The organism is Corallococcus exiguus (assembly GCF_009909105.1).
GTDB classification, from domain to species: domain Bacteria; phylum Myxococcota; class Myxococcia; order Myxococcales; family Myxococcaceae; genus Corallococcus; species Corallococcus exiguus.
On record NZ_JAAAPK010000001.1, the window covers coordinates 1,483,877 to 1,497,107 of the forward strand.

Genomic DNA, 13,231 nt, shown 5'->3' on the forward strand with positions numbered 1-13,231 from the left:
GCCCCATGTCCTCTCCTGACACGAAGGCAGCGAAGCTCATCCGCAAGTGCGTCATCCCCGCCGCCGGCCTGGGCACCCGTTTCCTCCCGGCCACCAAGGCCGTGCCGAAGGAGATGCTGCCCATCGTCGACACGCCCACCCTCCAGTACATCGTGGAGGAGGCCGTCGCCGCGGGCATGGAAGACGTCGTCGTCATCAACGGCCGCGGCAAGGGCTCCATCGAGGACCACTTCGACATCGCGTTCGAACTGGAGACCACGATGCGCGCGCGCGGGAAGACGGCGGACGCGGACCGGATGCGCGCCATCGCGAACCTGGTGCGCATCATCAGCGTGCGTCAGAAGGAGCCGCTCGGCCTGGGCCACGCGGTGCTGTGCGCCAAGAGCGTCATCGGCGACGAGCCCTTCGGCGTCCTGCTGGGCGACGACATGATCGACTCGGAGGATCCGGGCATCGGCCAGCTCGCGCGCATCTACCAGCAGCACCAGAAGGCCGTCATCGCGCTGATGGAGGTTCCGGAGAGCGAGACGCACATGTACGGCATCGCCGCCGGCAAGGACCTGGGCAACGGCGTCATCCAGATCGACCACGTGGTGGAGAAGCCCAAGAAGGGCACCGCCCCGTCGAACCTCGCGGTGATTGGCCGCTACGTGCTGCCCCCGTCCATCTTCCCCATCCTGGAGAAGCAGACCACGGGCGTGGGCGGGGAAATCCAGCTCACGGACGGCCTGGCCACGCTCCAGAAGACCGAAGGTCTGCTGGGCTACAAGTTCCAGGGCCAGCGCTACGACGCCGGTGACAAGGTGGGTTACCTCAAGGCGAACATCGCCTATGCGCTCAAGCGCCCCGACCTGCGCGGAGGGCTCCTGGAGTACCTGCGCGAGGTCGTCAAGACGGAGAAGCCGTGAAGCGTCTCATCGCCGTATCCGCAGTCCTCGTGTCCCTCGCCGCCGGCGCCTACGTGTTGCCCGGCGGCTCCATCCTGCGGCGCATGGCCAACGCGCGGGAGGAGAAGCGCCTGTCGGCCTTCCGCGTGGAAGGCTCCGTCATCTTCTCCTCCACGGGCGTTGCGGAAGCGGGGGCCGCCCTCAACGTCCCCACGGACCGCCCGGAGCTCCAGGGTGACGGCGTGCTGTCCGCGAAGATTCCGGGCCGCTGCCGCTTCGACGCGAGCTCTCCGGACAGCAGCCTCAAGTCCTCCACCGTGCAGGTCTCCGGCAAGAAGCGCGTGGAGGGCAAGGAGCTGCCCGCCATCTCCGTGCTGGTGGCCCAGGTGTGCGCCATCCTCGCGCAGGACGCGGGCAGCGTGCAGGACACCAAGCTCGCCCAGGAGGCCTACCTCCAGGGGCTGGGCATCAACACGAAGGTGACGTCGCTCGCGCGCTTCGGCGGTGAGGTGGCCTTCGTCCTGGGAGACCCCGCGGAGGGCAAGCCCCAGTTCTGGGTCTACAAGGACGCCTTCCGGCCCGCGCGCCTGCGCTACTCGGACGCGTCCGGGGCGGCCTGGGACGTGCGCTTCCTGGACTACGCCTCGCCGGCCACCGGCGACTGGATGCCCCGCACGGTGGAGGTGTGGAAGGCAGGCCAGCGCGTGGTGCGCTTCACCGCCCTCAAGGCGGACAACCGCTCGGCGGTGCCGGACACGCTGTTCAAGTAGCAGTCCGCTTCGATTCGCTTGCGATGGGCGGGGCTGACGGTGAAAGTCCCGCCCGTTCCAGGACCGGGATTTCCCCGGTTCTTGGCTCGGAGGCGATTCGCATGAAGCTCCATGGCAACCCGATGAGCACGTGTACCCGCAAGGTCCTCAACGTCCTGGCGGAGAAGGGCCACGAGGTCGAGTTCATCAACATCGACCTGATGAAGCACGAGCAGAAGACGCCCGCGCACATCGCCCGCCAGCCCTTTGGCGTGGTGCCCGCGCTGGAGCTGGACGACGGCTTCGTCATGTACGAGTCGCGCGCCATCAGCCGCTTCCTGGACCGCACCCTGCCGGGCCCGTCGCTGACGCCCGCGGACCCCAAGGCCTACGCGCTGATGGAGCAGTTCATCGGCGTGGAGCAGTCCTACTTCTCCGGCCCGGCGATGAAGATCGTCATGGAGCGCTTCCGGGGCACCAACAACGAGGAGAACATCGCCAAGGGCCGCGAGGGCCTGAAGCGTCCGCTGGAGGTCCTCGACGCGGCGCTGGCGACCCGGCCGTACCTGGCGGGCAATGACTTCACGCTCGCCGAGGTCTGCTTCGCGCCGTACATGGAGTACCTCTTCGCCATGGGGGAGAAGGACACCGTGGCCCCGTACAAGAACGTGATGGCCTGGTGGGACCGCGTGTCCAACCGCCCGTCCGTGAAGAAGTCCGCCGGCCGCTAGTCCGCCCGCACGCCCCTCATTCGCGCAGGCCACCCGGGCCTCTTCCGCACCCTGTCTTCCAGGGTCGGGAGGGGCCCTTCGTGCTTCCAGGGCACCGGGGATGTCAGACGCCCGGGGCACAGTGGATCCCGGGTGCAGGACGGGCGGGCCGGGGACGCTGGCGGCAAGAGGTCGGTCATGGAGCAAGAGCACTTCGCGCTGGGTGGTTTTCCTCGGGCACAGGCAGAGGCCCCCTCTCGCGGTTCCATTCCGTTGCGGACGCGGCGTACGGATGTGGGAAGGGAAGTGTCGGAGCGGGAGCACGCCGCTACAGTGCGCCCCGTCGTGAGCGCCACTCCCGCCCAACTTGCCTCTGTCGCCGTGGGCCGTCCCGTGCGCGGGGAGTTCACCTACCTGGTGCCGGAGGCGCTCGCGGGCAACCTCGCCCCGGGCCAGCGCGTGCTCGTGCCCTTCGGCCGGGGCATGGCGCTGGGCTTCTACCTGGGGCCCGCGAACGCACCGGTGGAAGGCGGCGTGCGGCTCAAGCCCATCCAGCGCGTGCTGGAGGACTCGCCGTCCTTGCCCAAGGACCTCATCGCGCTCCTGCGCTTCACCGCGGAGCACTACCGCTATCCGCTGGGAGAGGTCATCCGCGGCGCGCTGCCGCCGGGCCTCTCCACAGCGGTGGACGAGAAGGAAGCGAAGCCGGACATCCAGTTCTTCGTGGAGGCGCTCGTCACGGAGGTGCCCCCGCAGCTGGCCCGCGCCCCGGCGCAGGTCGCGGTGCTCCAGTACCTCCTGGCGGTGGGCGGACGCGCGCCGCTGGATGAGGTGACGCACGCCATCCCCGGTGCGCGCGAGACGCTGAAGAAGCTGGCGACGCGCAAGTTCGTGAAGTGGGTGGAGGTGACGCTGCAGCCCGGCGTGCGCGAGGGCCTGGTTCAGAACCGCCCGGACCGCCTCACCCCGGAGCAGGCCCTGGCGGTGAAGGAGCTGCAGGGCGCCGTCGACGCGGGCGGCTTCCAGCCGTACCTCCTGCACGGCGTCACCGGCAGCGGCAAGACGGAGGTGTACCTGCGCGCGGTGGAGCACACGCTCGCGCGCGGCCTGGGCAGCCTGGTGCTGGTGCCGGAAATCGCGCTCACGCCGCAGCTGGTGGGGCGCTTCCGCAGCCGCTTCGGCGGCGACGTGGCGGTGCTGCACTCGGGGCTGAAGGACCGTGAGCGGCTGTTCCACTGGCAGGCGTTGCGCAAGGGCACGGTGAAGATCGCGGTCGGTGTGCGCTCGGCGGTGTTCGCGCCGGTGGAGCACCTGGGGCTCATCGTCGTGGACGAGGAGCACGACCCGTCCTTCAAGCAGGACGAGAAGCTGCGCTACCAGGCGCGCGACCTGGCGGTGGTGCGCGGCAAGCAGGCCAGCGCGGTGGTGGTGCTGGGCTCGGCGACGCCTTCACTGGAGACGCTCCAGAACACGCGCTCCGGCCGCTACAAGCTGATTGAGCTGAAGAACCGCGTGGACGACCGGCCCATGCCCACCATCAGCCTGGTGGACCTGCGCGTGGAGCGTCCGCGCGAGGGCCAGGTGACGGAAGAGGCGCCCATCCTCAGCCCGCAGATGCTCCAGGCCATGGAGGAGACGGTGGCCAAGGGGCAGCAGGTCATCCTGTTCCTCAACCGCCGAGGCCACAGCACCATCCTCCTGTGCGAGGTGTGCGGCCTGTCGCTCAAGTGCCAGGACTGCGACGTGTGCATGACGCACCACCGCTCGCAGAACCGGGTGGTGTGTCACTACTGCGGCGTGGCCTTCCCGGTCCCGGACAGCTGCCGCGAGTGCACCGGCCCGCTGCTCAAGCTCGGCATTGGCACGGAGCGCGTGGAGGCGGAGGTCCTGGAGCGGATGCCACACGCACGCGTAGCGCGGCTGGACCGCGACTCCGCGACGAGCGCGGAGAAGCTGACGGAGCTGCTGGCGTCCTTCGCGCGGCGGGAGCTCGACGTGCTGGTGGGCACCCAGATGGTGGCCAAGGGGCACGACTTCCCAGGCGTGACGCTGGTGTGCGTGGTGATGGCGGACACCTCCCTGGCGATTCCCGATTTCCGAGCGGCTGAGCGGACCTTCCACCTGTTGACCCAGGTGGCGGGGCGCGCGGGCCGCGGGAAGGACCCGGGGCGGGTGTTGGTGCAGACCTACAACCCGGACGCGGAGCCGGTGAAGCGGATGCTGGCGCACGACTTCGACGGGTTCTCCAAGCAGGAGCTGGAGTGGCGCAAGGCGCTGGCCTATCCGCCCTTCGCGCGCATGGCGTCCGTCCGGCTGGAGGGCGAGCACCCGGAGCAGACCGCGGGTGTGGCCCGGTTCCTGGGGAACCTGGTGGGACGACACATGCCGCCAGCGTCGGCGGGGGTGCGCCTGTTGGGGCCGGCCCTGGCGCCCATCGCCCGCATCCGGGGCAAGACGCGCTGGCAGTTGCTCCTGAAGGCGCCGACACATGCGGCGCTCGCCCCATTGCTCGCCCGGTTGGAGGCGGCGTTGGCGGATGTGCCCAACGGGGTGAAGGTCGTCATCGACGTGGATCCCGGAGCCATGCTGTAGACTCCCTGGCTCCCCCATGGGCGCCTCGGTCCTCCTCGTACACGACGACATCGCAACCATCGCCGCCGTCCGGCGACTGCTGTCCCGCGAAGGGCACGAGGTCATCCTCGCGACTTCCGCCGCGGACGCGCTCATTGCTTTCGGGCATCACCTGCCGGAGCTCATCGTGCTCGCGCCGAGCGTGGAGAGCGACCGCGGGCGCGTGGTGTTGGAGGAGCTGGTGCAGCACCCGGAAGGCCACAAGGCGCGGGTGCTGCTGCTGAGTGAGCCCATCGAAGGCTTCAGCGCGCCGGTGGCGCCGCTGCCCCTGGACGGGCCGAGCTTCGTGACGCTGGTGGACACGTTGATCCGCGCGCCGGCGGAGGCGGATGGTTGGCGCGTGGTGGAGAACCGGACGCTGAGCGAGCCGGCGAAGGGGAGCGCCCCGGCGGACGAGGCCTGGCACGTGACGTCGCCGCGCTCGGTGGGCGGGGACCCCGCGCTGGCGAACGCGCTGTTCGGGGACCTGGCGCCGCTGAACCAGACGGACTGGGAAGTGGCGGCGATGACGCGCGAGGAGCGCAGCGCGCACGCCGTGCACCAGCAGCGCGAGCGCAGCACGCACCTGGCGATGAACGCCGCGCTGGAGCAGGCGCATCTGGAAGTGGAGACGGAGGCGATCGCCTCCATCGACTCCGCGCTGTCGGTGGGCACGAAGTCGCAGTGGACGGGGTCGGCGGAGGAGGGTGACTCCGGCGAAGCGTGGGGCGAGGAGGATCCGGACGCGAGCATCGGCTCCGAGTGGGACGCGGAGCCGCCGAACGCCGAGGATGCGCTCGAGGGCCGTCCGCCGGAAGCGCGCACCACGTTGCGCTTCCCGTTCCCGAACGAGGAGGGCGAGGACGATGCGCCCGCCGAGGGGCGGCTCGCGTTCCGTGAGGAGCCACTCACCCCGCCGGGGCTGAAGCCGGTGAAGCCCGCGCCGAAGCTGGGGGACGAGGGGTTCTTCGACGTCGACTCGGACGAGGACGGCGGGGCGGCGAAGGCGTCGGATCCGGAGGGCTCCGCGCCGCTGGCGTGGAAGGAACTGGAGCCGGATCCGGAGCTGGATGCGAGTGCGTCTCCTGGCGGCGTGGACGACTCCGACGAGACGGACTTCGGTTCAGTCGCGGACGACGTAGCGGCGGAGGAGCGGGCCGCGGCGGCGGGTGAGTCGCAGGAGGACGCACCCTCGGAGCCGACCGCGGAGGAGCTGGCGGCGGCGGGCCTGTCGAACTGGGACGTGCTGGAGGCGGACCTCAAGGCCTCCGCCGATGCGCGCGAGCAGGATGATGAGTCCTCCTCGGATGACGCGAAGCCGGTGGGGTCGGACTGGTTCGATTCCGAGACCGTCGAGGATGCGAAGACGGAGGGGGCCAGGCCCCTCCAGTGGGCGGAGCCTTCGGGCACCGCGAGCCCGGCGGCTGCGGCAAGCGCGAAGGATGATGATGCGAAGCCGGGCAAGGCCGCGTCGCGTCCGGATGAGGTCACGGAATCGCGCGATGGAGGAACGGCGGACAGCGCCGCGCCTCGCGTGAACACCGAGAGGCCGCTGCGTGTCGCGGCCCGTGTCCCGCTGCGCTCGTCGGGCAAGAGCAGCGCGAGCGTCGTGGCGAGCGTGGGTGTCTCGTCCGCGAACCTGGGCGATGCAACAGGCACGGGAGGCAGTGCCGCCGTCTCGGGCAATGCGGCAGGCGCGGGTGGTCGCGTCGCGGCCTCGGGCACTGCGGCAGGCGCGGGTGGCAGCGTCGCGGCCTCGGGCACTGCGGCAGGCTCGGGTAGCAGCGTCGCGGCTTCGGGCAATGCGGCCGGCACGGGTGGTAGCGCCACGGCCTCAATCAATGCGGCGGGCTCGGGAGGCAGCGTCGCGGCTTCGAGCAATGCGACAGGCTCGGGCGGCAGCGCCACGGGCCTGAGCGACAAGTCCGGTGCGGCAACAGGCGGCACTTCCACTCGTTCGGGCAGCGAGTCCGGCGCTGTTGTCGCGGCAGGAGCAGGCGATGCGGTGACGCCAGCCGGCTCCTCCGCGAATCCTCGCGACGGTGCAGCGGATGCAGTCGGTGCCTCGTCGCGCGCGGACGCCCGGCAGGAAGTCCAGGCACCACTGGTGCCCGGAGGCCTGCAGCGGGCGAACAAGACGCGCACCCAGGAGCAGGAAGCCCCCGCATCCGCGCGCACGGGCGCAGTCGAGCCGTCGTCGGATCTCGCCGCGGAGCTGGAATCGCTGCGCGAAGAGCTGGCGCTGGCCCACGCCGCCATCGAGGAGGCGGAGGCCCGGGCCGCGGACGCGGAAGCACTGGCCGAATCGGAGCAGTCGCTCCGCGTGGAGCTGGAAGACCGCATCGCGAGCGAAGAGCGAGCACGCGAAGACGCGAGGCTCGAAGCGGACGCGGAGGTGGAGGCCCGGAGCGCCGTGGAGGTGAGGGCCGAAGCGGAGGTCCACGCCCGCGCCCGAGCCGAGTCCCTGTTGAAGCAGGCCTCGGCGGCCCATGAGGCCTCGGAAGTCCGGGCCGAGTCGGCGACGGAGGCCCTCGCGGAGGTCGAGGCACGGCTCGCGGCCGAAGCCGGAGGCCGGGTGGAGGCTGAAGCCCGCGCGGAAGCCGAGGCTCGCGACCGCCGCGAAGCCGAAGCTCTCGCGGAGATGGCCCGGCTCGAGCTCGTCGAACTCGAGAAGCGGCTCGCCACGGAGGTCCAGGCGCGCGAGGAGGCCGAGCTCCGAGCCCGCCAGGAAGCGCAAACGCGCGAGGAGGCCGAAGCCCGCGCCGAGCTGGAGCTGGCCGCACGCACGGACGTGGAAGCGCGGCTCGAAGCCGAGACCGAGGCAAGAATCGCGGCCGAAGCCCGGGCGGAAGCCGAAGCCAGGGCCCGCGCGGACGCGAGTCAGCGAGCGCAAGCCGACTCCGACCAGGCGGAGAGCCGCGACACCGAGGACGCCGCGCTCCGTGCGGACCTGGATGCGCGGCGTGCCGAGGCGGAAGCCCGGGCCGAAGCAGAGGCGAAGGCTCGCACCACCGCCGAAGCGAAGGTGAAGCACTCCGCGCAGGCGCTGTCCCTGGTGGAGGTGCGAGCGCACCAGCTGGCCCAGTCTCTGTCCGAGTCCGAAGCGAAGTCGAAGCAATCCGCGCAGGCGCTGGCCCAGGCGGAGACGCGGGTGCAGCAGGCCACGCAGGCGCTGGCGCAATCCGAGGCGAAGGCGAAGCAGTCCGCGCAGGCCTTGGCGCAGGTGGAGGCCCGGGCGCAGCAACTGGCGCAGGTGCTGCTCCAGGGCGAAGCCAAGGCAAGGCAGTCCGCCCAGGCGGTGAGCCAGGCCGAAAGCCGCGCCACGCAAGCCGAGGAGGCCCGAGCCGCCGCGGAAGCCACCGTTGAACAAAACGCCGAAGCCCTGACCCAGGCGGAAGCCCGGGCCGCGAAGGCCGAAGAAGCCCTGTCCGAAGCCCAGGCCCGACTGGAAGACGCCGATGCGGCGAGGCTGCAGAACGAGGCGCGCTTCGCGGAGACCCTGAGCCAGGTCAACGCCCGGATGGAGCAGCTCAAGCAGGCCCGCCAGCGAGCCGAAGCCAAGGCCGCGCAGCCCGCCGAAGCCCTGCTCCAGGCGGAAGCCCGCGTGGAGCAACTGACGCAGGCCCTGAAGCAGGCCGAAGCGCGAGCCACCGAAGCCGAAAAGGCCCGCGACGCCAACACCGAGCAGCTGAAGCAGGCACGGGCCGAAGCAGAGGCCCGCGAAGAACAGCTCAACGCCGAAGCGAAGAAGATCGCCGAGCAGTTGGAGCAGGCTCGGGCCGAAGCAGAGGCCCGCGCGGAGCAACTCCAGCAGCTCCAGGCCAACTCGGGGAGCCGCGAGGACCAGCTCACGCAGGCCCAGGCCCGCATCGAGCAGCTCACTCAGGCGCACACGGAAGCGGAAGCCCGCGCGGATCAGCTCGCGCAAGCACGCACCGAAGCCGAGTCGCGCATCGAGCAGCTCACGCGTGCAGGCTCCGAGGCCGAAGCGCGCGCGGAGCAATCCACCCACGCGAGCACCGAAGCCCTGGCCCGCATCGAGCAGCTCACGCAGGAGCTGACCCAGGCCCAGGCCCGGGCGGAGCAACTCACGCAGTCCCTCTCCCAGTCGGAGTCCCGCGCGGAGCAGTCCACGCACGCCCGGACCGACGCGGACGAACTCGCACGGACCCGCCTGGCCCAGGCCGAACAGGCCCGCGCCGAAGCGGAAGCCACGGCCGAACAGCAACTCCAGGCCCGCACCGCCGCGGAAACCCGCGCCCTCCAGGCCGAGCAGAAGGCCGCCGAAGCCACCGCCAAGGCCACGTCCGAAGGCCGGCTGCGCACCGTGCTGGAGGTCCGCCTCGACTCCGAGGGCCGCGCACGCCAGGACCTGGAAGCCCGCCTCGAAACCGAGTCCCAGGCCCGCACCGCCGCGGAATCCCGCCTCGCCGCGGAAACCCACGCGCGCACCGAAGCCGAAGCCCGCGCCCGCTCCGAATCCTCGGACCTCACGCAGGCCCGAGACACCCTGCAAGCGCAGCTCGACCAGCTCCGAGAGGAACTCGCCCGCGAGCGAGAGACGCGCACCCGGCTCGAAGCCGAAGCCGTCGAACAGCGCCTCCAGGCCGAACGCGAGCGCGAACAACTCGAAGCCCGAGCGCAGCGGGACGCGGAAGAAGCCGCGGCCCAGGCCCGCGCCACCATCATCCCCCTCGAATCGCCCGGCCGCCCGGAGATGGCGGTGGCCCGCAGCGGCAGCCTCACGCAAGAGGGCCTCTCGCGCCTCATCCTGCGGCTCTGCGACGCGCGCATGGAGGTGCGCCTGGAGCTCAAGGTGATGAACGCCTTGCGCGTCCTCTGGCTTCGCGACGGAGCCCTGGTCGGCGCCGCGTCCTCCGCGCAGGGCGAGTCCCTCGTGGACCGTGCCCGCGCGGACGGCCTCATTGACGCGCGCCAGGAAGCCGAGCTGCGGCTCGTGCGCAGCGCCACCACCGGCACGCTGCTGGAAGCCCTGCGTGGGCGCGGCTACGTGCGCGAAGCCGAATCCGTCCCGCTGGTCCAGCGCTACACCGAACAGGTCTTCCTGGACGCGCTCGCGGAGCCCTCCACGCTCTACCGCCTGGTGCCGGAGCCCGCGCCCCACGAAGTGGCGCTCGCCGCCGCCACGCGCCCGCCGCTGCACCTGCTCGCGGAAGGGCTGCGCAACACGCTCACCGCCGAATCGCTCCTGGACGCGGCGGGCTCCCTGCGCGCCCAGGTCTCCCGAGGCGACGCGCACATGCCCCCCGCGGACTTCGGCCTCTCCGCCCGCGAGCTCCAGCTCCTGCAGGCCGTGGACGGCGAACGCACGCTGGAGTCACTGCTCCTGGGCGCGGGCCTGCCGCAGGACGGAGCGCTCAAGGCGCTCGCGGTGGCGCGGACGCTGGGCCTCATCGCGCTGCATCCGCCGTCGGAGGACGCGCACGGCCACCTGCCGCCGGAGTTGGACGTGCACCGCCTGGAGGCCAAGTTCGAGGAGATCCAGGACGCGGACTACTTCACCGTGTTGGGGCTCGCACGCTCGGCCGGCAGCGAAGAGGTCAAGAGGGCATACGCGCTGCTCGCCGCCGAGTTCCACCCGCTGCGCTTCGCCGGCCATCCGGACCCCGCGCTCCAGCACCGCGCGCAGCAGATCCGCGCGGTGTTGACGGAGGCCGCCCGGGCGTTGGGAGACGACCGGCTGCGGGGCGAGTACGCCCGTAATCTGCTCGACTGATGCCCGGTGGAACGGTTGCCCGTCGCGGTCCGGAGGGGTTAAGAGTCCCCTCCATGGTTCGCGAGATTCTCATCTGGCCCGACCCCATCCTGAAGCAGAAGGCCAAGCCGGTGGCGAAGGTGGACGACAAGGTCCGCGCGCTCATCAAGGACATGTTCGAGACCATGTACGACGCCGAGGGTGTCGGTCTCGCCGCCCCGCAGGTGGGCATCCTCCAGCGCATCATCGTCCTGGACACCCGGTCGCAGCAGCCGGACGCCAGGCCCCTGGCGATGATCAACCCGGAGTTCGTCTCGCTCGAAGGGGAGACGACCTACACGGAAGGCTGCCTCTCCATCCCCGGTGAAGCCGAGGACGTGGACCGCGCCGCCTTCGCCACGGTGCGCTACCTGGACGAGGAAGGCCAGGAGCAGACGCTGCGCTGTGACGGCCTGCTGGCCATCGCCGTGCAGCATGAGACGGACCACCTGGACGGCACCGTCTTCGTGGACCACGTCTCCACGCTCAAGCGCGAGTTCATCCGCAAGCGCATGAAGAAGCTCAAGGCCTCGCGCGAGCAGGGCGCTCCGGCGTCCGCCTAAGCCTTCGCGGTGGCGCGCACGCCCTTCTTCGGGCACTTCGCCGCCACCACGCAGGATCCGCAATCGGGCGAGCGCGCGAAGCACGTGCGCCGCCCGTGCCACACCAGCAGCTGATGCCCCAGCGTCCACCGCTCGCGAGGCAGCAGCGCCTGCAGGTCCTTCTCCACCTTGTCCGGGTCTTCGTGCGGGGTGAAGCCCATCCGGTACGCCAGCCGCTTCACGTGCGTGTCCACGGGGAAGGCCGCGTCGCCGCCCAGGTGGATGCACACCACGCCCGCGGTCTTCAGCCCCACGCCCGGCAGCTCCGCCAGCGTGTCGCGCACCAGCGGCACCTGCCCGCCGTGCTCGGCGACGAGCGTGCGCGCCGTGGCGACGATGTTCTTCGCCTTCGCGCGGTACAGCCCGCAGGTGCGGATGAAGGGCTCCACGTCGGTGGGCTCGACGCGCGCGTAGGCCTGGGCATCCGGGAAGCGGGCGAACAGGGCAGGGGTCACCAGGTTGACGCGCTTGTCGGTGCACTGCGCGGACAGGATGACGGCGACCAGCAGCTCCAGCGGCGTGCGGTAGTCCAGCTCGATGCGGGCGTCCGGCATGGCCGCCTCCAGACCGTCCAGGATCGACACCGCACGCTGCCGCTTATCCGCCACTGTCTCTCGCCGGGCCACGCGGGCGTTGTATGTCACGGGGAGGCCCCGCCCAAGCTCCATGGCGGGGCATCCCTTTTCACGCAGCGAGGAGAACCATGAAGCCCATCGACTTCCGCTCCGACACCGTGACGAAGCCCACGCCCGCCATGCGCAGGCTCATCGCCGACGCGGAGGTGGGCGACGACGTCTACGGCGAGGACCCCACCGTGCGCCGCCTGGAGGAGCGCGTCGCCGAGCGGCTCGGACTGGAGGCCGCCGTCTTCGTCCCCTCCGGCACGCAGGCGAACCAGATCGCCATCGGCGCGTACTGCCGTCCCGGCGACGAGGTGCTCACGGAGGAGGGCAGCCACATCCTCCAGTACGAAGGCGGCGCGGTGCCGGCGCTGTGGGGCGTGCAGCCCGGGCCCCTGCCGGGAGAGCGCGGCTTGCTGAAGCCGGAGACCGTCACGGCGGCGGTGCGTGAGGACAACATCCACAACCCGCGCACGCGCCTGCTGTCGCTGGAGAACACGCACAACCGCGGCGGCGGCACGGTGTGGCCGGTGGAGCGCTTCAAGGCGGTGGTGGAGGCGGGGCGCAAGGCCGGGCTCGCGGTGCACCTGGACGGCGCGCGGCTGTTCAACGCGGAGGTCGCGGCGGGCCAGCCCGCGTCCGCGTGGGCGTCGCTAACGGACTCGACGTCGGTGTGCTTCTCCAAGGGCCTGGGCGCCCCGGTGGGCTCGGCGCTCGCGGGCAAGAAGGACGTCATCCGTGAGGCGCGGCGGCTGCGCAAGCGGCTGGGCGGCGGCATGCGGCAGGCGGGCATCCTCGCGGCGGCGGCGCTGTACGCGCTGGAGCACCACGTGGAGCGCCTGGCCGAGGACCACGCCAACGCGCGCCGGCTGGCGGAGGGCCTGGCCCAGGTGCCGGGCGTGAAGGTGGACCTGGCGAGGGTGGAGACGAACATGGTGTTCGCGGACCTGGTGCGTCCGGCGGCGGAGGCCTCCGCGCTGCTCCTGAAGCAGGGCGTGCTCGCCAACCCCACGGGTCCGCACTCCATCCGCCTCGTGTGCCACCTGGACGTGTCCACCGCGGACATCGACGACGCCCTGGCGCGCATCCGTCAGGCTCTCGCTGCCTGACACGGGCGGCACCGGGCTCGCGGGCCGGCCGCGGTGTCCCGAAACCTGTCCGACTGTCGGACAGGTTCGTGCGGGTCGCCGTGGCCAGGCGCCGCTGTCAGGGGAATGACGGTCCTCCGGCACCCGGGGACGAGCCCCCTCCACGCGCCAGGTGCGGACCGCACGCACCTGTGCGCCAGGGGATGATCC

General features: G+C 71.3%; 8 protein-coding genes. 7 read left to right on the forward strand and 1 reads right to left on the reverse strand.

Features of this window, described 5'->3' with window-relative positions:
- The first annotated feature begins 5 nt into the window (after positions 1–5).
- The 6 genes from galU (at position 6) to def (ending at position 11,274) form a co-directional block, all read left to right on the forward strand.
- Positions 6–908 (forward strand): UTP--glucose-1-phosphate uridylyltransferase GalU, encoded by a 903-nt coding sequence (gene galU / locus GTZ93_RS06100; RefSeq protein ID WP_139918041.1) that lies wholly within the window; start codon positions 6–8, stop codon positions 906–908.
- Positions 905–1,657 carry a hypothetical protein gene (locus GTZ93_RS06105; RefSeq protein WP_121754345.1) on the forward strand — a complete coding sequence of 251 codons (753 nt, stop codon included), beginning with the start codon at positions 905–907 and terminating at the stop codon, positions 1,655–1,657. The genes galU and GTZ93_RS06105 overlap by 4 nt, the downstream gene beginning before the upstream one ends.
- A 101-nt stretch (positions 1,658–1,758) precedes the next feature.
- Entirely contained in the window at positions 1,759–2,367 is a 609-nt protein-coding gene (locus GTZ93_RS06110; protein WP_121782542.1) for a glutathione S-transferase family protein, read from the forward strand.
- A gap of 177 nt (positions 2,368–2,544) precedes the next feature.
- Entirely contained in the window at positions 2,545–4,938 is a 2,394-nt protein-coding gene (gene priA, locus GTZ93_RS06115; protein WP_139918043.1) for a replication restart helicase PriA, read from the forward strand.
- Between the two features lie 16 nt (positions 4,939–4,954).
- Complete coding sequence (locus GTZ93_RS06120; RefSeq protein ID WP_139918045.1) at positions 4,955–10,693, forward strand: response regulator receiver protein; 5,739 nt, start codon at positions 4,955–4,957, stop codon at positions 10,691–10,693.
- Between the two features lie 53 nt (positions 10,694–10,746).
- Positions 10,747–11,274 carry a peptide deformylase gene (gene def, locus GTZ93_RS06125; RefSeq protein ID WP_120575921.1) on the forward strand — a complete coding sequence of 176 codons (528 nt, stop codon included), beginning with the start codon at positions 10,747–10,749 and terminating at the stop codon, positions 11,272–11,274.
- Here def and nth read toward each other — a convergent pair.
- Positions 11,271–11,981, reverse strand: a complete 711-nt coding sequence (gene nth, locus GTZ93_RS06130; protein ID WP_139918047.1) for an endonuclease III — start codon at positions 11,979–11,981, stop codon at positions 11,271–11,273. The two genes, def and nth, sit on opposite strands and share 4 nt — an antisense overlap.
- A gap of 35 nt (positions 11,982–12,016) precedes the next feature.
- Between nth and ltaE the strand changes: the two genes are divergently transcribed.
- Positions 12,017–13,042, forward strand: coding sequence for a low-specificity L-threonine aldolase (ltaE, locus tag GTZ93_RS06135; RefSeq protein WP_120575923.1), 1,026 nt, complete (start codon positions 12,017–12,019; stop codon positions 13,040–13,042).
- The last annotated feature ends 189 nt before the right edge of the window (positions 13,043–13,231 follow it).